The sequence below is a fragment of the Blautia parvula genome (assembly GCF_020215665.1).
Lineage (GTDB): Bacteria > Bacillota > Clostridia > Lachnospirales > Lachnospiraceae > Blautia > Blautia celeris.
In genome coordinates this window covers 5,360,707-5,387,640 of the sequence record NZ_CP084061.1, presented here as the reverse complement: position 1 = coordinate 5,387,640, position 26,934 = coordinate 5,360,707, and the positions used below count along the sequence as shown (strand labels likewise).

The window sequence follows — 26,934 nt, the reverse complement described above, 5'->3', positions numbered from 1 at the left end:
TTTGGCAAAAAATAAGCCATTTAGAGAGCTGTCTTCTTATATAATATTAACAGAACTCCTGATTTTATGATTTACGAATCTGTTTTTTCTTTTTCAGTATAAGAATGACTCCTCCAAAAGCTGCAGCAGTCAGGGTCAGATACAGTACAACCGGAGTCTCATCCCCTGTCTTTGCATTGCCGGCACCGGTCGTCTTTGTGCCTTTAGTGCCGCTTCCCGTGTCATTTCCCTGACCGGAAGGTTTGGTACCGGGCTTTTTATCATCGCCGCCTGTTCCGTCATCCTTTCCATCATCTGTTCCCTTATTCCCGTCATCACCCGGGTCTTTGCTGTCATCACTCGGGTCTTTGCCACCATCACCCGGGTCTTTGCCGTCATCCTTTTTCTCTGCGCTCGTCTGTGCCAATTCCACAGTCTTGTCAAAAACAGCCGCTTTCAGACTCACCTGGTACGCTTCGTCCGGGTCAATGCTGTCAGTGATATCAAAGGAAAAGCTTTCGTCTGCTGCACCGTCCGTCATATAATCACGCTGTGATGCAGTATACACAGTTTTTCCTCCCTGTGTGACCTCAAGCATAACAGGGACGGAGAGAGACGGATTCTCATTTTTTGTATAAACAGACGCAGGAATCCGGTTCATATAACTGCCGATTCCATCCTCAATTTTTATACTTGTGTTTACCACTGTTTTTCCATCTTTATTTTCCAGCACGGCAGTGCCGCTGATCTGTTCTGTGACCTCATCGTCCGCCTGATACATATGACCTCTCACATATGAAAACGCGGATTTGAAATACGGAATATAAAATTCACTGTTGTGATCTCCATTCTCTATAAAGAAGCAGTGGTCAACACCCCGCTCTGTGAGGGCTGCATCCAACTGGATTGCCGGAACTCCAAAACCATAGAGGTCCTGATTTCCGCACATAAAATACATGGAAAAATACTGCAGGTACTCGGTTGATACCTCTTTTACAATCTCATTCGGACTGTATGCGCCGCCCATACTGAAAGCGCCGAAGAAGCTTACCGCCCCTGAGAATATATCAGGATTGCGCAGGGCTAGGCCGTATGCCCCCTGTCCGCCCATAGACGCACCTGCTGTCAGACGATATCTTGCGTCCCTGATCGTCCTGTAACGGGCATCCATCATAGGCACCATCTCATCTGTGACCATTTTCTCCCAGTCATCTCTCCACCAGCTATCCTCCTCACTGTTTGGTATGACAACTATCATTTCGTCTATGAGGCCTTCCTCAATCGCTTCATCTAAAAGGCGGTCCACATTGTCTGTCATGTATGAAGTATGGTCGCTGTTAAACTGATGCAGCAGATAAGTGGTGGGATAATTTCTGTCAGATTCAAAATACCCCTCCGGCAGATATACCAGATATTTTTCCTCTGCGGTTCCCTCTTTCTCCGTTGCCGATGCCGCATAAGCCGAATCATAAGATGTCTCAAAGAACCTGGAATGATTTCCATACATATAAATCCTGTCATTTCTGCTGATATAGGTATCCTGGAATTTTATCTCCTGTACACTGCCGTCCGTAAATGTGATCTTTCTTTCTGCACTGTATAAATAAGAAGCAGTGCCATCTTTATCCTCTGTCTCAAAGATTGTGATGCCTGTATCCTCTATCTCTGTAATCCCTTTGTCATGTATCAGTTCTTCTGCTTCCTTTACTCTGTCTTCTTTCTTATTTCCTGATGAAAAATAATCTTCCGCAATAGTTCCTGCATATTCTTCTAATCTGCTCTCTTTCAGACAGGTATTCTGATATGCCGCTGCCGCTGCCACAGATTCTTTTATTTCCTTTTCCGGCACTCTGGAGGGCAGGCCCTGCAGTTTGTTGTAGGCTGCCTGGCTGTAAAGACCTACAGGTCCGCTGTACCAACCGCCGCCGCCATACGGAGGATCATTGTACACATGAACGTATACAGTATTCGTACCGCCGTAATTTAAGATGCTGGAGTCTATGGAGAACTTGCTGAGCACAGCCCAGGTCGTCTCCTTGGTACTGCTGCCATCCTCATTGACGCCTGTTCCTCCAACTCTCTTACCGTTGACAAAAACTTCCCCTCTGTCATCCATGTACCCAATCAAGAGAGTCAGATTTTCTTTTGTGAAATCTTCCGGCAGTTCAAAGGTTCTGGCATACCAGCCCCAGCCTGTATTCATATACCATATCTTAGTAATATTTCCAAATCCCTGCTCCCAGTTTCCAAGGGCAGGCTGAACCACTGACCAGGATTCATATTCCTCTGAAGTCAAGGTATCTGCCTTAAACGGATCTGATAATCCTACATAATTAAAATACCAGTCTCCCATCAGATCGATCTGCTGTTCATCCTCAGCGTCCCCGGTATCCTGAATGCGAATCAATGTGGCTGTATCGAGATCCATACGGACACCAAGAAGATTCACATACATCTGAATCGTGGAGGAAGTCTTATTTACCTTATTCGGAACCTTGACACCGCCCTCGTAAGTGCCGGGACCGTTTATATTCTGAGAAATTGTTGTATCGTACAGAACTTCCTTTGTATTCGGATCAAGAACTGCAACTGTTATATCCATTTTGCTGTTCCCGCCCTGGAAAAAATCCGCATATTTTTCCCCAATCTCTATGGAATAGCTGACCTCTGCTGTCTTGTCGTTTCCCGTAAGCGCTGCTTTTTTCAGGGAAACAGACCCGGATGCCAAGCCTGAGATAAAGCGGTTTGTCATACGGCTAACCACTCTTTCCAGGGATTCCTGCAGATAATCTGTGCTGTAAGAGCCTGTCCTAACTGTAAATTCATGGTAATCAAAGGAAATAGATTTCTCCCAGCTGATAAACAGAGCTCCCATATCACTGGTGGAATGGGCCATATTTGTCCATGCATCGCCTGCAGGGGCGTCCATATAAGTATAGAATCTGGTATAAAAATTCGGATCTGCCTCGTGGCACTGTACCAGGTAATCATACACATCACCGTATATCTCATACCAGGGGTTGTCACTGCTGACGAAATCGCCCCGAATACTTGCAATCATGCCAAATGTCCCGGGTGCTGTAAGGGGAACGCTGTCTATCGCTTTGCGGTCCGATTCCAGAGGCTTCGGCATATCAGCATCCGATTCTTCCGGAAGGCTTCCGCTGTCCGGATCATGGAAATCTGCACCGGTGCTGTCTTCCGCATTGCCCGTTTTCTCAGCATCTGCTTCTGCATTCTTTTCTGAATCCTGCTGTTTCGGCATATCCGTAACTGAATCTTTATCAAAATCCACAGTATCTGCATCCGAATCTTTTGCAGGTGACTGTAATTCTGCCTGACTCGCGTCCGGCTTCTGCTCTGCATCTGATTCTTTCCCGGCCTCTAACTGACGCGCATCCAATTCTTTTTCATTATCCTGAACATCCGAACGGTTCACATCTGTTTCTTTTTCCGCATCCCGGACATCCGAGCGGTTCGCATTCGATTCTTTTTCCGCATCCCCAGCACCCGAACGTTCTGCATCTGATCCTTTTTCCGCATCTCGGACATCCGAGCGGTCCGTATTCGATCCTTTTTCCGCATCTCCAGCATCCGAACGCTCTGCATCTGATCCTTTTTCCGCATCCAACGCTTCCTCTACATCCCGGGAATTCAACGTCTCCTGCGGCGTATCCGAATCTGTGTCCGGTATTTCTCCGGCTGTCTTATCCAGGTCTTCCTGCCCTGTCTTTGTATCCGCAGATTCTTCCGGATCCTTTGCATCTTCTGCCGGTTCCTGGTCATCTGCCTGTTTCGTCTCTGTCAGTCCAAGAATATAGGCGAGATATCCTCCTGCTCCGGTTCCGACTACCGCCCTGTTTCCAGCACCCGGAATGGTATTATATTTTGCATCCACATCTGCCGCAACAAGCTCCATGACCTGCCGCACATCCATATCCAGAGTAAATGCCGGTTTTACCAGAATCATGTCAATCCCTTTTTCACCGGACATAGTTTCCCCCAGCATGTCCTCCATTCCTTCCGGATATTCCCCCAATCCATCATCCGGAAGCAGATACATAACCGGATAGCGCATTCCCCCATCCGGATCATAGCCCTCGGGCAGCACGACCTGATACCCGCAGGTATTCCCGTTCCACTCCACACTCTGCCTGTCAGACACTTCAGTCTTCGCCTTGATCTCCAGCGGCGAAAGAACACTGCCCAAAACCATAGACAATGTCAGCAAAATTGTCACAATTTTTCTCTTCATAAAAGCTCCTCCTGTACATCTTGACATATGAACCGCATTCTCTCCTCTGCATTTCCGTCATATTGTCAGTTTTATACATTTAAAATACAGGATAAGCATTCTTCACAGTAAGCAGATTCGCTTCTTAAACAATCAAAAATGATTCTCTTCACCGTCCCCGGTGCGTTCTTCCACCAGTATCTGTTTTATTTCATATTCCCCCCTCTCTTTTTTCCTGTACAGCCGCCGCTCTTCCCTCCATTTTGCAGGAAGTACCCCCATACGTTTTTTAAAATTCCGTTCAAAGGATGATATGGAGAGATAGCCGCACTTTTCTCCGACTATCCTTATTGGCTCCATGGTATTCTGCAGCATCCGGCACGCCTCCCTGACTCTTATGCAGTTAATGTAATCCACCGGTCCAAGCCCCTTCATCTTCTGGAAAACCTTGCGGAAATGGCTCTCACTGAAATGACACATGTCAGCCAGCTGCCCCACTTTTATCTGTTCCATATAATGGTCATAAATGTAGTCAATAGCCGGCAGAAGCGGCAGACTCACAGCCTCCTCCTCCACCCTGTGTTCCAGTACATCATAAAGCATAAACAAAAAAGAACACAGAAGGCTCATCACCTGCATTTTATATGTCCCTTTTTTCTCTCCCGCCGTCCGGAAAATCTGCTTTAAAAGAAAGGTAAGCTGTTCGTATTTTTTCTCATCTAAAATGCGGACTCCATAAAAAAGCTGCCTGCATATCTTCATATGCATTCTCTCATCAATAAAGGAAAACAGCTTCACAAAATCTTCCAGGTCCACAAACAAATATCCCCACATGTTGTACATGCCATTCTCATTTCTGGTAGCATGCAGAAGATTTGGCGCCACAAGACTGATACTTCCCTGACAAAATGCCGCTTCCTCCCCCTCGCTGATGATCGTCCCCTGTCCTTCATAACAATAACCAATCTCCAGATAATAATGAAAATGAAGTGGGTCATTAGCCCCTGCCTTCGCCCACGCGATCTTATCCAGTACCAGCAACGGATAATCCGGATATATTCTGAAAATATGGTCCTCTACATAACGCTTCTTTTTCCGCCCCACTTTTTCTTCTCCTGCTTTTTATATTGCAAATATGCGTTTGCCTTTTTTATTATTATACATTATATTTGTAGAATTGTGTCATTATTTGTCATATTTATCCGTGATTTACTGGTATTTACTCTGAGAACTCTTTTCTTTATTGCAGTTTTTTATATTTTTCGATATAATAGGAGAGCATAAAAAATAAGGGAGAGAAAGACTATGAATGAACAAAAAGAATTCAAGCCTTATATTCCGGCCGAGCGCGTAACGCCGGAATTAACTGTCACCTCCATTGTTATGGGTATCATTCTGGCCGTCGTATTCGGCGCCGCCAATGCTTACCTTGGACTTCGTGTAGGTATGACAATCTCCGCGTCCATTCCCGCAGCCGTTCTCGCCATGGGTGTAATCCGCGTTATCATGCGCAAAAATTCCATCCTGGAGAGTAACATTGTACAGACCATCGGTTCTGCCGGTGAGTCCCTTGCTGCTGGTGCCATCTTTACATTACCTGCCCTCTTCTTATGGGCCGCTGATGGCAAAATGGAAACCCCGAGTATTCTGGAAATCACTCTGATTGCTCTGCTGGGCGGTCTTCTGGGTGTACTTTTCATGGTACCTCTGAGAAATGCCCTGATCGTAAAAGAGCATGGTATTCTTCCTTATCCGGAAGGAACCGCGTGTGCGGAAGTCCTTCTGGCAGGTGAAGAGGGCGGCGCAAATGCCTCCACAGTATTCGCCGGTATGGGATTTGCAGCAATCTTCAAATTCGTTATCGACGGTTTTAAACTGGTTCCCAGTGAAGTTTCCCTGAGAGTAAAGGGCTTTGCAGGTGAAATCGGAACACAGATCTATCCGGCTGTTATGAGTGTTGGTTATATCTGCGGACCACGTATTTCATCCTACATGTTCGCCGGCGGTCTGGTGAGCTGGATGGTTCTGATTCCGGCTGTTGTACTTTTCGGTGCTGATCTGACTCTGTATCCGGGAACTGCCCCCATTGGACAGATGTTCGCAGAAGGCGGCGCAAGCGCTATCTGGGGCAGCTACATCCGCTATATCGGTGCAGGTGCTCTGGCTGCCGGCGGTATCATCAGCCTGGCAAAATCCCTGCCTCTGATCATCCGTACATTCAGTGATGCCATGAAGAGCCTGAAAGGCAATACAAACACCAATACAACCAGAACAGGACAGGACATCAACATGGGTGTCATTCTGGGCGGTGTTCTACTTATCACAATTGCCATCTGGCTGGCTCCTCCGATTCCGGTTACCTTCCTGGGTGCCATTATCGTAGTGATCTTCGGCTTCTTCTTCGCCACTGTATCTTCCAGGATGGTAGGTCTGGTGGGAAGCAGCAACAACCCTGTTTCCGGTATGGCAATCGCAACACTGCTGATCGCTACTATCCTGCTGAAGGCAACAGGCGACAGCGGAATCCACGGGATGCAGGGCGCTATTGCCATCGGTTCCATTATCTGTATCGTAGCTGCTATCGCAGGCGATACTTCACAGGATTTGAAAACAGGATACCTTCTGGGCTCCACACCTAAAAAACAGCAGATTGGTGAGTTCATCGGTGTATTCGCAGCTGCTCTTGCCATCGGCGGTGTTTTATATCTGCTGAACGCAGCTTGGGGATTCGGTTCCGAGGAACTGGGCGCACCTCAGGCCATGCTGATGAAGATGATCGTAGAGGGTGTTATGGAAAACAACCTGCCGTGGACACTGGTATTTATCGGTGTATTCCTGGCAATCGCAGTGGAGATCGTGGGGATTCCGGTACTTCCGTTCGCAATCGGTGTATATCTTCCGGTACAGTTAAATGCCTGCATTATGGTAGGCGGACTGGTTCGTCTGGCATTTGACAAGATGAACATGAAAGACAAGAAGAAAAAAGACGCCATCATCAATGACGGTGTACTCTACTGTTCCGGTATGATCGCAGGTGAAGGTCTGATTGGTATCCTTCTGGCAGTCTTTGCCGTATTCCATGTGGATAAGGCCATTGACCTTTCCAGCAGATTCAATCTGCCTGCATCTGTTTCCAATATCGGAAGCCTTGTAGTATTCGCACTTGTGATCCTGAGTCTGCTTAAATTTTCTCTCTGGAGAAAACGTAAAGAGAACAAATAATGAAAAAAAAAGAAAATGTAATTGATAAAAACTATCTGGAGTTTATCCCTGAGAGAAATTCACTTCTCACCTGGAAAACGGACAAAAAGGGCATTGTGACCCTGGATGTTGAGAATACCGGTTTCTTTAACCGGCTCGCTCAGAAATGCTTCAACCGCCCGAAATACACCCATGTCCATCTGGACAAGCTTGGAAGTTTCGTCTGGCCTTTGATCGACGGCAAAAAGAACATCATTGAACTGGGCAAAGAGGTGGACGCACACTTCGGGGAAGAGGCTGCTCCTCTCTATGAAAGGCTGGCAAAATTCTTTCAGGTACTGGAAAGTTATCATTTCATTAAGCTGAACAAAGATGTGTAAAAGAACAGCGCACCATGGATATTATCTGCCATGATGCGCTGTTTTTATTTTTCTGTATCATAGGGCCAGTCCATGATCCCGCCGAAGTCATACACCTGGGTGTAACCCGCCTCTATGAGTTTTTTTGCAGCCTGCGCGCTGCGGTTACCGCTTCTGCAGTAGACCAGTATCTCCTGATCCGGGTCAGGCAGTTCCTCCAAGGGCTCACTGCCGATGGTCTCATTGGGGATCACCAGTGCCCCGGGCACATGGCCTTCCTTGTATTCCTCTTCTGTGCGGACATCCAGGATCACAATCTTATCATCCTTGTCCATGCGCTCTTTTGCCTCCTCTGCTGTGATCTTTTTATACTCTGTTTTCACTGTGTCCTCCTGTGCTGCATTTGTATCCTGGCCGTTCTTATTTTCTCCGCATGCGGCCAGTGCGGCTGCTATGACTCCCGCCGCTATAACAGTCTGAAGCCATTTCTTCTTTCTCTTCATACGTTTTCCTTTCCTCTGCCGGTAAGTCCATAAAACTTGATAGGATTCTGCTATTTCCGGCAGATTATACATTCTGTGATTAATTATGTTACAGTTTATACTGTAATTATAATTGTTGCAGTTATATTTGTCAAGCATTTCCGAAAAATACCGCTGCTGATTGTAAACTTTATTATTTTTATAAGTTGACAATATTCTTCTGATATTTTATAGTTATTCTCATAGGTTCTTTTTACGGATACATCTGAAATACTTAAAAAGCCCGAAAGATGAGGTATGAAAAATGATAACTACATTGCAGAAAAAAGTTATAAACGGCGGTACTCTTTCCAGGGAGGAGGCAATCCTTCTGTCTTCTGCCCAATTGGAACCTCTGTGCGAAGCAGCGGATCAGATACGCAGGCATTTCTGCGGGAACGCTTTTGATATGTGTTCCATTATCAACGGCAAAAGCGGAAAATGTCCGGAAGACTGCAAATACTGTGCCCAGTCCTCCCATTATTCTGCTGATACAGCCGTTTATCCCCTCCTAAGCACGGATGAGATCCTGCGGGAAGCAAAGGCAAACGCGGCTGACGGCATCCTCCGCTTCTCCATTGTCACCTCCGGGAAACGACTGAGTGATCAGGAAGTGGAACAGGTCTGTGACAGTTTCCGGAAGATCAGGGAAACCTGTGGAATCTCCCTGTGCGCTTCCATGGGTCTGCTCTCCCAAAAACAGTTTAAAATGCTGAAATCTGCCGGTGTGGTCCGTTACCACAACAATCTGGAAACATCCCGCCGCTTTTTTCCTCATATCTGCACCACTCATACATATGAAGATAAAATACAGGCAATCCGGGACGCCAGGGAATCCGGCCTCACGGTATGCAGCGGCGGAATCATCGGGCTTGGCGAAACCATGGAGGACAGAATTGATATGGCGCTCACCCTGCGGGATCTGCAGATCCGCTCTGTCCCCATCAATGTTCTGAACCCTATCCCCGGCACCCCTCTGGAGCATAATGCGCCTCTGCCCGAGGACGAAGTCTGCCGGACTGCTGCCATTTTCCGATTTCTTCTGCCGGACAGCATCCTGCGCATGGCAGGCGGCCGGGGGCTCATGGAAGACCAGGGACGCCGCGTATTCCGGTCCGGCGCAAACGGAGCTATCACACAGAATATGCTGACCACTGGAGGAATCGCTGTCCGTGAGGACCGGCAGCTTGCGGAGGAACTGGGATTTGAAATCAGGCTTTACGAGTAATGGAAGAAATCAACGGTAATTTTTTTTAGAAAGGAACTTGAAATCTGATTTTCTCTCTGCTATACTGGATTCTATAAAAGAGCTTATGCGGATTATAATAATCGTTTGCATAAGCTCTTTTTTTGTTGTTTTACGGGTAACTGATCATAACTTGCCCGGAGCCTGTTTGAAAATGTGTTCCGGCAAAGTGTGACACACAGCCTGCCGAAAGTGATTTTCAGACACACTCTGGCAGGCAGAAAGGAAGGTTCTATTTATGAAAAACAATTATAAAGCACTGGCAAAAAATATTGGAATGGAACTGCTGGGAAGTGTCTTTATTGCCGTTGGCATCTACAACTTTGCCGTAGCCTCACACTTTCCCATGACAGGATTTTCCGGTATTGCGTTGATATTAAACCGCCTGTTTCAGCTTCCCATCGGTATATCCATTATTGTTCTGAATATTCCGGTGGCGATTCTCTGCTTCCGGCTTTTGGGGCGGCAGTTTTTTCTCCGTTCCCTGCGTGCCATGATCATCTCTTCGGTGATGATCGACTATCTGGCGCCGCTGCTGCCCGTCTATGAAGGAAGCCGGATGCTGTCAGCCATCTGCACCGGTGTGCTGGGCGGTCTTGGCTATGCCATTATTTATATGCAGAATTCCTCCACAGGAGGCACGGATTTTATTATCATGGCTGTAAAGGCATTGAAGCCTTATCTGTCCCTTGGAAAAATCGCCTTTTTATCTGATGTGGTAATCATTCTCCTGGGCGGTATTATTTTCCGGGATATGGATGGGATCATTTATGGAATGATCATCAACTTTCTGTTTGCTATTGTTGTGGATAAAGTGGTCTATGGAATCAATGCCGGTAAAATGACTCTGATCGTGACTGAGCACGGACAGAAGGTTACGGAGGTCATTGACGAGTGCTGCGGCAGAGGCAGCACCATCCTGAAAGGCGTCGGCGGCTACCGGATGGACGAAAAACAGGTGGTGATGTGTGCCTGTAACAATAAGCAGATGTATTTTGTACAGAAAGCAGTGAAGGAGACAGACCCGGATGCCTTTATCATTGTTCTGGAATCCAATGAGGTGCATGGGGAAGGGTTTGAGATGCTGAAGATTGGGGAAGGCGGAAGATAAAATGGGGATGCCGCACGAAATCTCTGTTGTGCGGCATCCCCGTTTATATTAGGAAGAAAGTTGTCAGGGTTCTATTGCTGGCTGTCTTTTTATGTTTTTGTCTGTGAAAACATCATATTCGTCTTTGCTTGTGGTACTGAATTCGGAAATCACAGCCCCTTCCGGTCCTGCCTGGAACCAATGTCTGGTATTGGGATAGATTGTATGCTGGTCTCCCGGATGAAGGATGATTTCATGAAGAACTGTGTACGTGTCTTCATAGCCTGCCGGTATTCTGCCGCTCCTGTTCTCATCAGCATCCCCTTCCACATAGAGATAAACGGTTCCGTACCGGCACCGGAAGGTCTCTTCTTTTCCCTCATAGCCGATAGAAGCGATGGGTGCATGGCTGTGCTCCGGGCATGTCTGCCCTGGAAAAAGAACCATTTCCTTCGCGCAGCATCTGTCCGTATTAATATAAGTGACAAGCTGAAGACCAATATGTTCTATATCATCAAGTCCAAAATCAGCAATCTCTATGTTTTCCTTTTCTTCATCTGTAAGCGCTATATGTGCCTTTTCAAAGTACTCCAGCACCTGTGCCTTCTTCCGGTCGTATTCTGTCTTTTTCATGGTGTTCTCCTATCTCACAGATGTAAGCTGCAGAGCTGCATCTTTGGCATCCCTGATGATGATCGTCTTCGTCTCGCCCGGCAGCAGATCGAAATAATTATCAGAACATCTGTAGTTTCCTTTTACATGTACGCCGTGGGCAAACGCCTCCGAATGAACGGTGAGGATTCGGTCACTGCCCTCCTGACGGTCATCGATACAGGAAGCCCTGCATGTATCAAACTCCAGATTCCGCATATCATCCAACCGGAGCCAGATATTGTCAATCTTCTCGTCGTGTACATACAGCATTATGGTTCCTTTTTTGTAATCCCTGTCCGGCAGAGCTTCCTTCAGCAGGTATGTACGCTCTCCCGGCGCTGTTTCCAGACTGATCTCCCTGGTATCCCGAATCGTTCCGTCAAAGGAGACATAGCCGAATTCCGCTTTTACCGCCAATGGTTCCGGGGTATCATTGACACCCTGTAATACAACGCTGCCATCCACAAGGCGCATAGTAAATTTCTGATGGGCCAGAGCACGTTTTACTCCATAATAAGCAATTTTTCTTCTCAGATAATAGTCAATGATGGTCCATCCCACTTCTCCCCATGCATCATTATACATCCAGAACAGGCCGCCGTAGCATTGTTCTTTAAACCGCATGGCTTCCAGGGAGTATCCGTACATCATGCCGTGTACCATGCCGGCATAAGTAATGTAGTCCTCCAGGGACAGCTTATCCGCGTGGTCCACATAATTTTTTTCAATCGCTGTATTTACCGTATCTTTTTCAAAGACATTATTGTGCATCTGCCAAACTTCGCTGGTTCTGTCAATAGGCTGTCCGTCCATATATTCCAAAATCGTTTCCATACAGCATGGGCCTACATAGCCATATTCGCTCACAAATTTGGCCTTGATCTTGTCATAGTCCTTGGCCTCAATGCGCTCCTCCATTTTTTTGCTCATATACGCCTGCTGCCAGTGATGGATGTCGCCCACGGTATCGTCATTGGGCAGTTCCCCTCCATACGGTGAACTGTTCCAGTATGGAATATAAGGACAATTTGCATGCATGATCTCTTTTGACAAAATGTTTGCAATGTACATGCCGTACTGATGTTCATAGGTAAATTCAATTCCCCATTTGGGATTATCCGTGGAATTGAACAGCCAGTGTACCTCATTTGTACCGCAGAATAAGCCCAGACTGCAGTGGCTGCGCAGACGTTTCGTCTGGTAATCAAATTCTCTGCGCATTTCTTCACGGAACCACTGGTGATGATCCGGATACGTGGAACATGCGAACATAAAATCATGCCAGATCAAAATCCCCTTCTCGTCGCAGAGGTCATAGAAAAGGTCGCGCTCATACAGGCCCCCGCCCCAGATTCTCAGCATATTGAAATTTGCCTCCGCTGCTTCGTCAATAAGAACCCGGTATTTCTCATCTGTCACTCTGGCATAAATAAAGTCATTTGGAATCCAGTTTCCGCCTTTGCAGTAAATGGGCTTTCCGTTGATCACAAACTGGAATTTCCTGTCTTTTCCTTTCAATACATCGGTATTAAGCTCCAATTTTCTGATTCCTATGCGGAATGCCGGATATTTCTCTGTCACATCCTCGCATGCAGCTTCCACCTCCACATCATACAGAGGCTGGCTGCCGTAACCGTTCGGCCACCAGAGTTTTGCATCCGGAATCAGGATTTCCTCCTCGAAGTAATTGTATCCGGATGTAAAAAGCCTGTCCTTATAGAGCTGCTCAAAGACTGTTTTCCCTTTATAGCTTATTCTGACTTTGTATGTCCCGTCCCTGGAGCTTATAAATCCCAGATTCTCCACATTCAGCATCAATTTCAGTTTTGCCTGTTCTCCTGCCTCCTCGGTGTGAAGGCTGACTTCCCTGACTGCGATCTTCTTATGCCCTTCCAGCCTGGCACCGCCTGTGATCCCGCAGGTGATGACCTTGGGTCCCCAGTCCCATCCCACGGTGTACTGTGGTCTTCTGACGAACGCTCTTCTGGCATCCCCCCGGTACTTTCCTCCGTTGTCTGTTTCCAGGCATACTGCGTAATTCAGTTCAGACAGATCCTGGTCTGAAACTGCTTCCAGCCCGCTGCTCACTCTGACTGTGATCACATTGCCGCCATCCCTGATTTTATCTTTTATATCATACACAAAGGGATAATGTACACTGTAATGGCTTCCGATGTATTGTCCATTGATGAAAATATCACTTCTGGAGTCCAGGCCTTCCAGGATAAGTTCAATGATATCTTCCTCCAGGTCCACATCACTGCTGTCAAATGTATGTTCAAACCACCATGCTCTCTTTTCTATCCACTCAGATTCCCTGCAGTAGTCAGCCAACACCGGGTCCTTTATAACACCTGCCGCTATCAGCGGCATTCTCACATCCGCAGGAAGGCTGCAGTGGTACCACCCATCTTCCAGGCCATGCACATATGCCCACTGATCTTTCTCCACACTTAAAAGGCTTTCGTGGAGCTTCCAGTTTTCATTCATCTCTAATCGAAACATTTGCTCATTCCCCCATTCTATCTGTCCTTAAATGCCTCTGCATTCCTACTCCCAGGGTTTCAGGATCACTTTACAGGTATCCTGCCCCATAAACTTCTCAAAAGCTCCCTGTACATCAGAAAATCCGTATACATCCGTAATGATCTTATGTACCACGGGAGAACGCCTGAGTATGGCAAACATCTCCTCCCTGTCGTCCATGTTGTAATGCCAGGAACCGATCAGGGTAAGTCCTTTTCTGATAAAATCATCGCTCGGACAGATAGGAACGGTATTGTGGTTTTCGCCTATAAAGGCCACACTTCCTCTTGGCTCCATCATATCAATGCACAGTCTCTCCGCATTGCCGTTGCCTGAAGCGTCTACTGCTTTAATCAGCGGTGCATCCTTTTTAGCCTCCCTGATCTTTTCTTTTACATCAGGGTCTGTGGGGTCCAAAACCACATCAGCGCCCATCTCTTTTGCCATGTTTTTTCGGAAGGGTACACTGTCCAGGGCAATTACCCTGGCGCCTAAAAACTTGGATACGGCAATCGCCCCCATCCCCACCGGACCCAGCCCGGTGATCAGAATCGTATCATACCCTTTCACATTCAGCCTTTTAATAGAACTGAACGCAGGTCCTAAGGCACAGCAGCCAAGTGAGCCCTGGTCAAAGGTAATATCATCGGGAAGCTTTGTGCAGACAAAATCCTGCACCAGTACATATTCCGCAAAGTGGCTGAAATACTGTGGTTTATCTGTACAGTAAATATAATTTCCCGAGCGGCACAGAGAACAGTGCCCGCAGCCGGAAAGCGGATTCAAAATGACTCTGTCCCCTTCCTTCAGCAAATTGGAACCATTGGCAGCCACAACAACACCGGCACCTTCATGACCGGCATCACGCACGGGTGTAGGTGAAACAAAAGCCTTCCTGTCACTTCCGCAGATTGGTGTGGATTCCACTTTCACCACTACCCACTCTCCATGCGGGACCGGATCCGGCACGTCCTCCAGGTAAGCCCGATTATTTCCAAGAACTAATGATTTCATCTTCTTCCTCCTTATGCCTCTTTCGGCCAGACTTTATTGACTGCCTCACTCACGGCAGCCACAGCTTCTTCAAATTTCATCTTTCCCAGCTCCTCCACAAAAGGCTCTGCCAGAACCGGGCCGGTATATCCCATATTTTTTAAGCCCTCAAAAAACTCATCGATTCTCAGGATTCCCGTACTTCCCGGAAGTGCCCGTATCACATCCACCTGTTCCTCCCTTGGAATCCCTGCGGGTGCATCCATAATATGGGCACAGACAACCCAGGATTCATCCGGAAATTTTGCGAAATCCTCAAAGGTCTGCCCTGCCATATCCCAATGCCAGACATCCATCAGTATGCCCATGTTTCCGGTACCGATCGCGCGGCACAGATCCAGCATCTGATCCAGGGTATGTATAAATTCATACTTCTTCCCCTCCCGCAGTTTGGGCGGCCCTAAAAACTCCAGTCCCAGGGAAATACCGTATTTTTTCAGGATGCGCGCAGCCTCCCCCAGCCTTTCCCTGTGCAGATTGAAATTTTCTTCATAAGTCAGTTCATCGCTGGCCGGAATGATCCAGGTGATACAGCGGTGCATCCCGCAGTCCCTGGCATATGCCGCGTACTCCTCCAGCTTCTCCATATCCTTCCTGAAGGTCTCCTCGTCTTTTCTGTACTCCACAGGAAGTCCAAAACCCGCTGCTTTTAAGTGGTGTTTATTAAGAATTTCCTTTGTCTTTTCTACAGGGATCCGGGCCTCCCGCTCTATATTAAACCAGATTCCTTTAAATCCGTATTTCTCCGCCAAAGGTGCGGATTCTTCCAGCCCGACCCGATGTCCGATACAATCCGGTGCCAATGTCTTATACATAGCTATACCTCCAAACTTATCCTTTCACTGCTCCTGCTACCATACCTTCTATGATCCTCTTGCTGAAAACAAAGTACAGGATCATAACCGGAAGTGTTGTTGTCATAATGCCTGCCATTAATCTGGGATAGTCTACCGTGTACGCTGACTTAAACATCGTAAGTCCCACCGGAACTGTCCGCAGAGTGTCACTGTTTACCAAAATCAATGAGAATGAAAATTCATTCCACACTGCAAAGAACTGTATGATCGCCACAGTGGACAATATAGGCATGGCAAGCGGAAATACAATCTGAAACAAACATCTGAAAAAGCCGCAGCCGTCTATGGATGCTGCCTCCTCCAGTTCTTTGGGAATTGATGCAATATAACTCTCTATGAGCATAATGGATATGGGAAGTCCAAAAGCCACATAGGGAAACAGCAGTGTATACCAGTGGTTTGTAAGCCCGCTCTGCCTGAGCTGTACATACATGGGAACCAGCAGTGCATGTACAGGAATCAGCATACCCATAATGAAATAGTTATATATGAGGCTTCTCCCTCTGAAACGGTATCTGGAGAGAACATACCCGGCCAGGAAGGAGAATACAATGATGATCAATACCGATAAAATTGTATTTCTTGCACTGTTCAGCATATACATCCCCAGTTTTGTCTGCGTAAATACAGATATGTAGTTTTTCAGGTTCAATGCCTGGGGAAGCGCTGTTGAACTCTGGGTAAATTCAGCCTGTGTCTTGAAAGAGGAATAAAAGATCCATACCATCGGGAAGATACAGGAAAAAGAAAACAACAGGAGAACTGCATTACAGATGACTTTCCCGATACTTTTCCCAACCTTTTTTGCTGGAACCGCATTCTTTTTCAATTCTGCCATGATCAGTAATCACTCTCCTTTCTCCACGGCCTGGTAATGATCAGCCTGCTGATACCCACAAGCCCCAGACTCAGCACTAAAATACCGATGGACATGGCGCTGGCATACCCGAACTGATTCTTAATAAATGTTGTCTTATACACCTGAAGTGCCATTACCATGGAACTGGTGCCCGGACCTCCGTTTGTCATAACGTATATATGGTCAAATATTTTCATATTTCCTGCTATGCACAGCATAACAGCCACAGCAATGGAACCTTTGATCAGCGGAAGTGTTATCTTCACTGCCTTCTGCACTCCTGTTGCCCCGTCAAGCTCTGCCATCTCATATATACTCGGATCAATGGATGTCATGGCTGCCATGATGATCACCATATAGTAACCAATGTACTGCCAGATCAGAGGAATACTGACAACGCTGATGATCGTATTCGGATTATCCAGCCAGGGCTTTGCAAGATTCCCCAGGTGCAGGGCCCTTAATATAACGTTTACAAGACCATAGTCATAATTAAAGATAAATGACCATGTAAAACCAACTACGACTGCTGATATGGTAGCAGGAAAATATGCCACTACGCGGTGGAGCTTTTTAAACCTGACAAACCTGGATGTCAGCAGTGCTGAAAAAACAAAGGCGATTCCGATCTGCCCCGCAATACACAGAACCGCGATCCAGATATTGTTGCTGAACGCATGCCAGAAAGATGTATCTTTTAACAGAATCTGATAGTTTTTCCATCCCACATATTTTGCCTGCGGGCCTCCGGACCAATTATAAAAACTGTAATTGAAAGCATTGATGATCGGCAGGATAACCACATAGGTATATATAATGAGTGCCGGCAGCAGGCATACGATAATTGCCATTCTTGTCTTGGGCTTCAGCGTGGATTTTCTCAAGCCAGTACCCCCTTTTCTAATATCGCGGGGATTTTCACCCCCGCGAGTTTACACTTGTCTTTACTGAGCAAGTTCCTGTTCCATCTGGATCTCATCTGCCAGTTCTTCAGGTGCCTTTTCCCCAATCAGCAGGGACTGAAGACCAACATTCATAGTTTCAATAACAGACGCATCCATGCATGCATCATAGATCGGCACTGCTGTAATGTCTTTGATCATGGCATTGTATTCATTAAATAATGCCGGCACTTTCGCTGTATCATATTCCGGGTTCGCCCATGCGGTAACTCCGCCCATGGAAGCTGTTACATTTGCCTGGCGCTCGTCTGTCAAGGCTTTCAGTAAATCCATAGCCAGCTCACGTTTTGCCGGGTCGGTCACTTTACTGCTGAGAGACATAAACCAGGCCGGTCCGCCGGATACTGTCTTCTGGTTTTCGGCACCACCTTCCACAGAAGGAAGGATGGCGAGCTTTGTAGCTGCTTTTACATCTTCCGGTGCGGAATTGTCAATAGTGGGAATAAACCAGGTACCGTTTACGATCGCTGCTGCTTTCTTGTTGAAATATACTGTATTCTGCTCTGTATCATCAATAGAGTTGATGTCTTCGTTGAATGCGCCCCTCTGTGCCAGTTCCTGAAAAGCGGTCAGTGCCTTAACAAACGCCTCGTCTGTAAATTTTGCCCCTGAGCCCTCCAGTATGGACTGTGTCCAGTCCGGTCCGGTAAAACGGTCTCCCAGGGTGCTTAACCAGCAGGACTCTGCAGGCCAGTTCGGTTTATTTCCCATAACAAACGGGGTGATTCCTTTTTCCTTGAATTTATCCACTGCATCCAGCAGTTCATCCCATGTTTCCGGGAAAGTCTCATATCCGATTTCCTTCCACATATCAGAGTTGTAATACACCATACCTGTGGACATACTTTCCTGAGGCACTCCGTATATTTTGTCATCTCTTGTTGCCGCATCAAATCCACCTTTAATATAAGCATTTTTCCATTCCTGATCGGCATCCAGCTCTGCGGTAATATCTGAAACCCATCCGTTTTCCACAAATGTCTTTGTCCAGGAGCCTTTCATCATGAACAGGTCCGGCATATCGCCTGACGCGCCCAGGGAATTGATCTTTGTCTGGTACGCAGTCTGATCCATTTCCTCTACTTTCACTTCCACATCCGGGTGTTCTTCCTGCCATGTATCAAGTGCACCAAAGAAACCTGTGGTGAAGCCGCCCTCACCGATGTTGCTTCTGGATTGATGGCAGATCACGGTGATGGTTGTCTTACCGTCTGTACTTTCCTCTGACGCTTCGCCGCTGTCCTGTTCTTTTTTCTCTTCTGTCTGGGCTGTATCCTTGCTGTCCTTGTCATCGTCCACTGCCTGAGGTGCGCCGCATGCGGTCATAGATGCCGCCAGTGTTACCGCCATAAGTGCTGCTAAAAGTTTCTTCTTCATTGTTTTTCCTCCGTTTCTTCTTCATGATCGTTCTGATTTCACTGTTAAGGTTTCACTACAACTTTTACTGCTTCTCCTCTTGCAAGTTTCTCAATTCCGGCCTTCACTTCCTGAAGAGGGATAACGTCTGTAACAAGCTTTTCCATATCTACCATATGCTCTTCCAGCACGCGGATCGCTTCCGGAAACGTTGCATTGGCAAGCCAGGTGCCGTGAACGGTTATCTCTTTTGTGGTGATCTCACACTGCGCCACCTGACTGACAGATTTTTTATTTACTCCGAAAAGGACAACGCGTCCGCCTTTTCTCACCAGGTCCACAGCCTGCACTACTTGGGAGCCGGTTACATCAAAGACGTAATCCGGTCCGATCCCTGTCTGTTCCAGGATAATGTTCTTTGCATTTTGACTTTTGACATCTATGACTTCTCCCAGCCCAAGCTGCTTTGCGAACTGGATTCTGTAAGGCGCAGCTTCCAGCAGGTAAAGTTTTCCGATTCCGGAGGCTTTGGCCAGCATGGCGATCATAAGTCCGATGGGACCGCATCCGATGATCACTGCGCTCTCTCCCGGAAGTATACTCACCTTATGAAATCCATTGATCGCACAGGCCAGTGGTTCTGTACATGCAGCAGCCTCAGACGATACCTTTTCTGAGATCTTATATGCGACTTTGCCTGAGATCAGACAGTATTTTGCAAACGCTCCGTCGTAGTCAATTCCAAGTGGAATGATATTCTCACATTCGTTGGGAAGATTTTTTCTACAGTATTGGCATACTCCGCAGTAATCATTGGGATTCACCACAACGCGGTCTCCTACCTGCAGATGTTCCACAGCTTCTCCTTTCTCTATAATTTTCCCAACAAGTTCATGTCCGAGAATGGTTCCCGGAGTGGCTTCGTATCCGGGAGGCACTGCAGTGATATGTACGTCTGTGCCGCAGATGCTCACCGCCTCCACTTCTACCAGTACCTGGTCCTCTCTCTGAATCTGCGGAACGGGAACCATTTTCAGTTCCAGTTTACCCACATCCTCAAAAACTGCTGCCAACATTTTTTCCATATATTTTCCTCCTCCTAAAAATTAACGCCGCCTTCCAGAATAACATTCGCATATGGCGTACACTCACCGGTCCTTATGATCACCTTCGCTTTTGGAAGTATGTGCTTGAGTTCTTCATGAGACAGCTTCTGTCCCGGCACACCGGACAGCCTGCTCTGTACATACTGCAGCAATTCTGTACTGGCTGTCTCCATCTCCTCAGCATAGATATAAGAATCTATGACCAGTTCATCTGTTACTGCATCAAAAACTTCCGTAAATCCAGGAATCCCTTTCACCAGCGATATGTCAATTACTGTTACATTCTCCGGTATAGGAAGTCCCGGGTCTGCTATCACCAGATAATCTGTATGCCCAAGCGATGATATGGCATAACAGATATCCGTGTTCAAAATACCTTCCTTTCGCACGTTTCACTCCCCCTGCTCCTCACATACCAAGTACGCGCCTGGCGTATTCCCGGTTCGTCTTTGCTCCCTCATAATTGCTGACTGTGGGTGTGTCATTTTCAATCACCAGGTATCCGTCATATCCTGTTCGTTTTAATAGTTCCAGGACCTTCGGGAAATCAATCCCCTTTGTTCCCAGTTCATAAAATCTCTGATGCCTGTCCCATTCATGAATCCATTTCTGTCTGTAGTCCTCTGCATCCACCGCTGTATCCTGATCCTTCAGATGTATGTAACCGATTCTTCCCTTGTATTTCTCAAACAGCTTTTCAAAGTCAATTCCGGCAAGTACAGTATGTGCAGTATCAAAACAAAACTTTACATACGCAGGATCTGTATGTTCCGCCACGAAATCAATCTCATCCTCCTGCTCCACTGTCATCTGAAAATGAGGATGCAGGCATAACGTCACATCATAATCACGGGCCATCCTGCCTATCTTATCCAGTGTTTCCGATAATTTCAGCAGATGTTCTTCTGACGGCTTTCCGTCTCTGGCCGGGGCCTGGATATTCATGATTCCGGCACCGGTCTTTTTACAGAACTCCAGATATTTTCTTGTACCCTCCACATTGTCCGCATCCATATCGCGTATGTAGTGGTACAGGGCTGTAAACTTCAGTCCGTACTCTTTCACCAGCCGGTTAAATTCCTCTTCCCTGCCTTCATACAGGTCAGCCATGCCGATGAAGTTCTCAAAATTGTGATAGCCCAGATTTTTCATATCATTCAGCGCTGTCTTCAGGTCATCTTCTGATTCCAGTCCCCATTCCCAAACCGTATAACCTATCTCCATAAGCCATATTCCTTTCGCTATTTGATAAAACGTTTTATCATGATTTATGAATTTCATTATATACGCTTTTTCTACATTGTCAACACTTTTTCGATATTTTATCTATTTATTTTGTGCACTTTAATTTTTTATAAACTTTTTTTACTATTGTTTTCCTATCATTTTGCCGCTATAATAAGGGCATAGCTCCCCCATACATGTTAAAACGCTTTATCACTTTTTCAAATAATTACAATATACGGAACAATACATTGCATTCAGTATTTACCCATGATAAAATCAGGATGCAATACAATATCTAGTGTACTGTTGCTATAGTCAACAGACAGACAGCACACTGGTCAGCACTGCGTGGAAAACGACAGGGTGCTGTATCAGTATTTATGAGGTGAATATATGCGAGTAACTTTAAAAGACATCGCAAGAGAAACGAATTTATCTGTAACCACCGTATCACTGGTTCTGAACCAAAAAGAATGCCGTGTATCCGACAGCACCCGCAGTCTGATTCTCAAAACAGCGGAAAAATTGCACTACTATCCTAACCAGCTTGCCGTGGGTCTGGTAAAACAGGAGACTAAGACCATTGGACTTATCATCCCTGATATCAGCAATCACTTTTTTGCAAATCTGGCTCTGGGAATAGATGATGAAATGCTGAAACATGACAGGAATATTATATTAAGCAATACAAATGACCGCCCGGAACGGGATCTGAAGAGTATCCAGGTGCTGAAATCCCGCGGCGTAGACGCTATCATCCTTGCCATGGCATCCAATGTTGACCAGACTCATATACGTTCCTACAAAGACATCATAGATACTTCACCGATTCCAATCATTACCGTGGACCGCTGTAATCCTGCCTTTAACTGCAGTGCCTTAAAGCTAAACAACAAAAAGGGAGCCTATAATGCAGTCAGTTATCTGCTGTCACTTGGACATAAAAACATCGTGTGCATTACAGGCCCTGCCAATTCTGACAGTACCCAGGAACGGCTTGCCGGTTATGAATGGGCTTACCGTGATGCCGGAGTCTCTCTTCCTGAAAAGTATGTATTTCATGGCGACTATCTGAAACAAAGCGGAAATGAAGCTATGAAACAAATCCTGCAGGAAACGAAAGCCACTGCTGTTTTTGCATTCAATGACCTGATGGCATTAGGAGCCTATCACTGTCTGCGGCAGGAAGGCCTTTCCATTCCTGAGGATATGTCTATCGTGGGATTTGACAATATTGACTTTTCTGATATGCTGGAGGTGCCGCTGACTACAGTAAACCAGCCCACTTACGAAATCGGACGGGAAGCTGCCAAGCGTGCGCTGCTTGAGATCACCAGCCCCGAAGCTGAGAAGCAAACGATAAGCTTTGAACCACACCTGATCATACGAAAAAGTACGGCAAAGCCGAGATAGGGGTGTTTTTATGGGAACCACAAAGAATATGCAGTTTTTAAGAACCAGCAACCGGGCTGCCATCATCAAAGCACTGGCGCTGGGAGAAGCCTCCAACCGTGTGGAACTCTCCTCCCACCTTGGTTTGTCTAAAATGGCAATCAGCGGACTGATCAACGACCTGGTTGCTGACGGTTATGTGGAGGACAGAAAATATTCTCCCTTCCGGGATTCTACCTGGTACACAGGGGATGCCAGCGGGAGAAAGCCCTCCGCTCTTTCCATTGTCCCCAGAAGGATCAATGCCATCGGGATACTGCTGAAACGGTACGAAGTGCATTGTATGATCGCGGAGATACAGGGAAATATTCTCTATCACGATTTTTGTGCACTTCCCATGGATGCGGACAATGCTTCCCTCTCAGAGATCCTGGTTTCTCTTGTGGAAAAAGCGCTGCATTCCCATGGAGACTGCTTCATTGCGGGTATCGGAATCGCGTCCATCGGACCGCTCGACATCACACAAAAAAGGATCCTATATCCGCCGAATTTCTGCAGTATCGGTAATTTGTATATCGGTGAACTGCTGGAAGAAAGGTTCCGGCTTCCTGTTTATCTCGATAATGATATGAACGCAAGTGCCATTGCAGAACAGTTCTATGGGGTAGGCAAAACAGCAGACACACTTGCCTATGTAGGTTTCGGCTCCGGCGTCGGTGCCGGGATCATGATACACGGTAAACTTCTGCATGGAAGCGCAGGATTCGCCGGTGAAATCGGTCATATTTCCATCAATCCGCAGGGTCCTCCGTGTTCCTGCGGACAAAAAGGCTGTATCGAAACCTATACCAGTGTGTCCAGGCTTTTGGATGATATGGGAACAGATTCTGTCACGAATCTATGGCAGATGATACATGATAAAAGACTGAATGAGAAGGGGAAACTCCGGCTGGAAGAGTGCCGGTACGCACTTAAAACCCTGCTTATCACCATTGCCAACCTCTATGATCCCGAAGTCATAATATTCGGTGAAATCCCGCCGAAACTGGCTCCTATCTATCTGGATGAAATGGAGTCTCATATGAATACCAATATGTTTCACCACGGCTTTCAAAATATCCGCCTCTACCCCTCTTCATTCGGTGAAAACGCCCCTCTGATCGGGTCGGCATCTTTGATATTCAAAGGGATATTTGACGGAAAAATCTCTCTTCCTGACCGTATTTCCGAATAAAAAAACTGCCTTCTGAAATGAGCATATCTAAACTCCACATTCAGAAGGCAGTCTTCATTATACATATTTTCTTATGTAATCAACGATCATATCCATCGCTGTCCGAGAAGGAGTGGCTCCGTTCAAGATAAGATCCGCCCTCCATTTTGACGGCTCTACATACTGGTCATGGCGGTATCGCACTGTATCCAGATATACATCCGTGATCTCTTCACGGGAAAGGCCGTTCTGCATATTGCGTTTTAATCTCCTGAGAATCCGTTCGTCCGCCCGGCAGTCCACAAAAAGCTTCAGATCCAGCAGGCTGCAGATGGCATCATCATAGAGGGTCAGCAGGCCTTCCACCAGGATGATCCTTGTTTTGCCGCAGTCTCTTTCTCTTATGATATCCTCGTATAGCTGCTGCAGATACATGGTATCCGGATGGTTATCATCCACATATTCTCTGTCTCCGGTCAGAGCACGGACCCTCGGCCGCAGCTCTTCCGGTTTGAAATACTCATCCATATGAAAGACTTTTGGGCTTTCCTTTTCCAATATCTCTGCCAGTTTATTACACAGTGTGGTTTTGCCTGACGCACTGCCTCCGGCAATACCGATAACCAGAGCTTTTCCTTTTTCCATATGTAAAAGCACCCGCCTTTCCGCTATTCTGACACCAGGGATTTTCCTAACCGGTATGCTTTTTCCACACCGTCGGAATGTTCCATATCGCCTTTTGCATCCATCCCGGGAACGGTCAGAATCCCTTTATTTTCCCAGCGCAGATAGGAACAGGTATCCTCATAAGCAGCAACCGCAGAGCGGTAAACACCATCGGAAGCGGAATCCAAAAGCAGCGCAGCATAGCGGATATTGAATCCTTTTTTTGCCCTGGCGTAGAGTCTGTCTATGGCTGCCTTTAACTGTGCACTGATGGAAAACCAGTAAATGGGGGACGCAAAAACAATCATATCCGCATTGTCTACTTTGTCCAGTATCTCTGCCATATCATCCTTCTGCACACACACTCCGTTATGTGTAAAACAGAATTCACAGGCCAGACAGGGTGCAATTTTCATATGCCCGAGGTTTACTTTTTCCACCTGATGTCCCTGTTCCAATGCTCCTTTTATGAAGGCATCTGCCATGATCTCTGTATTTCCCTTTTTGCGGGGACTGCCGTTTAATACTAATATATTCATTCATTTTTCCTCCTGTACCTGTTTCTATCACTATAACATTGCGGAGAAAAAAAGTCACTACGGAGGGTCAAATTGTCTGCTGGAAAATTTTCCGAACGCAGAAATACCCGCCCCGTTTGCGGACAGGACAGGTATTTTTCAGTTGTATTTCATGCAGTTCTGACTGTCATGATTCCTCTATGACCAGAGGCACCACTGCCCCTTTTTCCACATCGATCAGCCCGCAGTCTGTCAGCTTCAGAGCCGGGCTGACCGGCAGGCCCAGGGTACACAGGGACATAATTGGATTGTAGTGTTCATATCCCAGATTCTCCAGGCTCCTTCTCACATCACCCAGCATTCTTCCGATATCATCCGCCGGAAGCTCTGAAAGAATGCCGCATACAGGGAGAGGCAGTTCTGCTGTTATCTGCCCGTTTTCGGCAGTACAGATGCCGCCCTGCAGCTCTATCAGCCGTCTTGCTGCTATGAGCATATCCTCCGGATCAGCACCAATCACCATGAGATTGTGATGGTCATGGTAATATGTGGTGGCCGCCGCACCGCGTTTCAGACAGTTTCCGGTCACGAATCCGTACCCTATATTACCGTTTTTGCCATGGCGTTCCAGCACAACTGCCAGCACGCAGCCGCTTTTTTGCCATTTTAAATGACCGTTTTCCACTTCCATCCGAACCTGCTTTTCCCTTGTCTGGGTGCGTCCGTCTCTTACCTCTATGACACGGACTTTAACGGTTCCCCGGCTTTTTGGTACTTTCGGTTCCAGGTCTTCTGCTTCGATCTTATCAAGGTGCACGGAGTGATAAAATTCAGTGGGAAAACCATAGGGTTTTAGCTGCCTTTTTGTCTCCCCTTTGCAAAAGATCTCCTTACCGTCCTTGAACACGCGATCCGGTTCAAAGGCAGAGACTGCCCGTTCCCTGATAAGCTGGAAATCTGCCTTTCTCCCCGGTGCCAAAGCGCCTCTGTCCCTGAGATTCATACGTCTTGCCGGGGTATAGGAGGCGCAGTAAACAGCTTCCTCAAGGGGAAATCCCATCTCTACTGCCTTTTTCACAATATAATTGAGCTGGCCTTTTTCCAGAAGGGCATCTGCCATGGTGTCATCCGTGACAAAACAACAATGCTCAAAGAGGTTATTTTTTATAATATAATCCAAAATCTCCGGTTTCAGCATTTTCTCCTGCAGTTCCACGAACATGCCGTTTTCAAAACGCTGTCTGATTTCCTCAAGGGTGTGCTCTGTATGGTCACCGTCAATTCCCCTGAACAGGAACTTCGCCAGATCCAGGCCGACAAGAGAAGGGCAGTGGCCCTCAATAACAGCCTGCGGATCTTCCTCTCTAAGGTAATCCAGAAACTTTGTGATCTCCATCTCAGTCCCCTTGACAATCTGGCGGTAATTCATGATTTCCCCTACACAGACAACGCCTTCTTCCCTCATGAGGTGCTTCATTTCCTCAAATCCGATGACACCTCCGGTCGTCTCCAGGCTTTCATTTGTGGAGGGAACACTGCTGGGGATTCCGTAGAAAATATCAATCGGTGAATCTTTTGCCCCGTTGATCATCTCATGGATTCCCTGCACACCCATGACATTGGCAATCTCGTGAGGCTCGGACACCAGCGTGGTAACCCCGCAGGAGGCTGCCCGTTCCCCAAAGGAAACAGGTGTCATCATGGAGCTTTCAATATGCATGTGTATATCGATAAACCCCGGCAGCATCAGACAGCCGCTGCCGTCCAGCACCTCATCCGGAGAAAGCGCATTCTCCTGCCTGGTATCCACATAATAAATCCTTCCATCCTGCACATATACATCAGCCGGCATAAAGCATTTCAGGTAGGAATTGTAAACTTTCGTATTCTTTATGAGTAAATCCGCCTTTTCCAC

The 26,934-nt window shown here is 46.9% G+C and carries 22 protein-coding genes and 1 pseudogene; 7 read left to right on the top strand and 16 right to left on the bottom strand.

Going from position 1 to position 26,934, the window contains the following annotated elements; all coding sequences use genetic code 11:
* Positions 1 to 64 precede the first annotated feature (64 nt).
* Both LC508_RS24525 and LC508_RS24520 read right to left on the bottom strand, forming a co-directional pair.
* Positions 65 to 4,234 (bottom strand): alpha/beta hydrolase-fold protein, encoded by a 4,170-nt coding sequence (locus LC508_RS24525; protein WP_158587283.1) that lies wholly within the window; start codon positions 4,232 to 4,234, stop codon positions 65 to 67.
* A 132-nt stretch (positions 4,235 to 4,366) separates the two neighbouring features.
* Complete coding sequence (locus LC508_RS24520) at positions 4,367 to 5,317, bottom strand: AraC family transcriptional regulator (protein WP_033140794.1); 951 nt, start codon at positions 5,315 to 5,317, stop codon at positions 4,367 to 4,369.
* Positions 5,318 to 5,518: 201 nt separating this feature from the next.
* Here LC508_RS24520 and LC508_RS24515 point away from each other — a divergent pair, with 201 nt between their 5' ends.
* Together LC508_RS24515 and LC508_RS24510 are read left to right on the top strand one after the other, a co-directional pair.
* On the top strand, positions 5,519 to 7,435 hold the full coding sequence (locus LC508_RS24515) for an OPT family oligopeptide transporter (RefSeq protein WP_033140793.1): 1,917 nt from the start codon (positions 5,519 to 5,521) through the stop codon (positions 7,433 to 7,435).
* The gene (locus tag LC508_RS24510) at positions 7,435 to 7,794 is read left to right on the top strand and encodes a PqqD family protein (protein ID WP_081960266.1); all 360 of its coding nucleotides are present in this window, start codon (positions 7,435 to 7,437) and stop codon (positions 7,792 to 7,794) included. Before LC508_RS24515 ends, LC508_RS24510 begins: the two co-directional genes overlap by 1 nt.
* A gap of 44 nt (positions 7,795 to 7,838) precedes the next feature.
* Here the strand turns inward: LC508_RS24510 and LC508_RS24505 are convergent, their stop codons facing one another.
* On the bottom strand, positions 7,839 to 8,276 hold the full coding sequence (locus LC508_RS24505) for a rhodanese-like domain-containing protein (protein ID WP_033140851.1): 438 nt from the start codon (positions 8,274 to 8,276) through the stop codon (positions 7,839 to 7,841).
* Positions 8,277 to 8,559: 283 nt separating this feature from the next.
* Here LC508_RS24505 and bioB point away from each other — a divergent pair, with 283 nt between their 5' ends.
* The 3 genes and pseudogenes from bioB to LC508_RS24495 all read left to right on the top strand — a co-directional run bounded on the left by bioB (position 8,560) and on the right by LC508_RS24495 (position 10,651).
* The gene (gene bioB, locus LC508_RS24500) at positions 8,560 to 9,522 is read left to right on the top strand and encodes a biotin synthase BioB (RefSeq protein ID WP_033140791.1); all 963 of its coding nucleotides are present in this window, start codon (positions 8,560 to 8,562) and stop codon (positions 9,520 to 9,522) included.
* Positions 9,523 to 9,707: 185 nt separating this feature from the next.
* Positions 9,708 to 9,782 (top strand): annotated as a pseudogene (locus tag LC508_RS28800) (hypothetical protein); the annotation flags it as partial.
* Positions 9,779 to 10,651, top strand: coding sequence for a YitT family protein (locus tag LC508_RS24495; RefSeq protein WP_033140790.1), 873 nt, complete (start codon positions 9,779 to 9,781; stop codon positions 10,649 to 10,651). The pseudogene LC508_RS28800 and the gene LC508_RS24495, both read left to right, overlap by 4 nt.
* A 63-nt stretch (positions 10,652 to 10,714) precedes the next feature.
* Here LC508_RS24495 and LC508_RS24490 read toward each other — a convergent pair whose 3' ends face one another.
* From LC508_RS24490 to LC508_RS24445, 10 genes are read right to left on the bottom strand one after another with little or no spacing between them, the layout of a single operon-like run.
* Positions 10,715 to 11,263 (bottom strand): D-lyxose/D-mannose family sugar isomerase, encoded by a 549-nt coding sequence (locus LC508_RS24490; protein ID WP_033140789.1) that lies wholly within the window; start codon positions 11,261 to 11,263, stop codon positions 10,715 to 10,717.
* A 9-nt stretch (positions 11,264 to 11,272) separates the two neighbouring features.
* Positions 11,273 to 13,789: a beta-mannosidase gene (locus LC508_RS24485; RefSeq protein WP_033140788.1), complete on the bottom strand. Its 2,517-nt coding sequence runs from the start codon at positions 13,787 to 13,789 to the stop codon at positions 11,273 to 11,275.
* 45 nt (positions 13,790 to 13,834) lie between these two features.
* Positions 13,835 to 14,824 carry a zinc-dependent alcohol dehydrogenase gene (locus tag LC508_RS24480; protein ID WP_033140787.1) on the bottom strand — a complete coding sequence of 330 codons (990 nt, stop codon included), beginning with the start codon at positions 14,822 to 14,824 and terminating at the stop codon, positions 13,835 to 13,837.
* 11 nt (positions 14,825 to 14,835) lie between these two features.
* On the bottom strand, positions 14,836 to 15,678 hold the full coding sequence (locus tag LC508_RS24475) for a sugar phosphate isomerase/epimerase family protein (protein ID WP_033140786.1): 843 nt from the start codon (positions 15,676 to 15,678) through the stop codon (positions 14,836 to 14,838).
* Positions 15,679 to 15,694: 16 nt separating this feature from the next.
* A complete protein-coding gene (locus tag LC508_RS24470; protein WP_033140785.1) occupies positions 15,695 to 16,558 on the bottom strand; it encodes a carbohydrate ABC transporter permease in 864 nt (287 codons plus the stop codon).
* A gap of 2 nt (positions 16,559 to 16,560) precedes the next feature.
* The gene (locus LC508_RS24465; RefSeq protein ID WP_081960264.1) at positions 16,561 to 17,463 is read right to left on the bottom strand and encodes a carbohydrate ABC transporter permease; all 903 of its coding nucleotides are present in this window, start codon (positions 17,461 to 17,463) and stop codon (positions 16,561 to 16,563) included.
* A gap of 60 nt (positions 17,464 to 17,523) precedes the next feature.
* On the bottom strand, positions 17,524 to 18,918 hold the full coding sequence (locus LC508_RS24460; protein ID WP_033140784.1) for an ABC transporter substrate-binding protein: 1,395 nt from the start codon (positions 18,916 to 18,918) through the stop codon (positions 17,524 to 17,526).
* Positions 18,919 to 18,962: 44 nt separating this feature from the next.
* Positions 18,963 to 19,982 (bottom strand): zinc-dependent alcohol dehydrogenase, encoded by a 1,020-nt coding sequence (locus tag LC508_RS24455; protein ID WP_052099355.1) that lies wholly within the window; start codon positions 19,980 to 19,982, stop codon positions 18,963 to 18,965.
* A gap of 14 nt (positions 19,983 to 19,996) precedes the next feature.
* Positions 19,997 to 20,392, bottom strand: a complete 396-nt coding sequence (gene rbsD / locus LC508_RS24450) for a D-ribose pyranase (protein ID WP_033140783.1) — start codon at positions 20,390 to 20,392, stop codon at positions 19,997 to 19,999.
* 19 nt (positions 20,393 to 20,411) lie between these two features.
* Complete coding sequence (locus LC508_RS24445; protein ID WP_033140782.1) at positions 20,412 to 21,227, bottom strand: sugar phosphate isomerase/epimerase family protein; 816 nt, start codon at positions 21,225 to 21,227, stop codon at positions 20,412 to 20,414.
* Positions 21,228 to 21,623: 396 nt separating this feature from the next.
* Here LC508_RS24445 and LC508_RS24440 point away from each other — a divergent pair, with 396 nt between their 5' ends.
* Together LC508_RS24440 and LC508_RS24435 are read left to right on the top strand one after the other, a co-directional pair.
* Positions 21,624 to 22,643, top strand: coding sequence for a LacI family DNA-binding transcriptional regulator (locus LC508_RS24440; protein ID WP_033140781.1), 1,020 nt, complete (start codon positions 21,624 to 21,626; stop codon positions 22,641 to 22,643).
* Positions 22,644 to 22,653: 10 nt separating this feature from the next.
* Complete coding sequence (locus LC508_RS24435; RefSeq protein ID WP_033140780.1) at positions 22,654 to 23,856, top strand: ROK family transcriptional regulator; 1,203 nt, start codon at positions 22,654 to 22,656, stop codon at positions 23,854 to 23,856.
* Between the two features lie 57 nt (positions 23,857 to 23,913).
* Here LC508_RS24435 and LC508_RS24430 read toward each other — a convergent pair whose 3' ends face one another.
* From LC508_RS24430 to LC508_RS24420, 3 genes are all read right to left on the bottom strand, one after another.
* A complete protein-coding gene (locus LC508_RS24430; protein ID WP_033140779.1) occupies positions 23,914 to 24,480 on the bottom strand; it encodes a uridine kinase family protein in 567 nt (188 codons plus the stop codon).
* A 23-nt stretch (positions 24,481 to 24,503) separates the two neighbouring features.
* On the bottom strand, positions 24,504 to 25,040 hold the full coding sequence (locus LC508_RS24425) for a flavodoxin family protein (protein ID WP_033140778.1): 537 nt from the start codon (positions 25,038 to 25,040) through the stop codon (positions 24,504 to 24,506).
* A gap of 166 nt (positions 25,041 to 25,206) precedes the next feature.
* Entirely contained in the window at positions 25,207 to 26,934 is a 1,728-nt protein-coding gene (locus LC508_RS24420; protein ID WP_103732104.1) for an adenine deaminase, read from the bottom strand.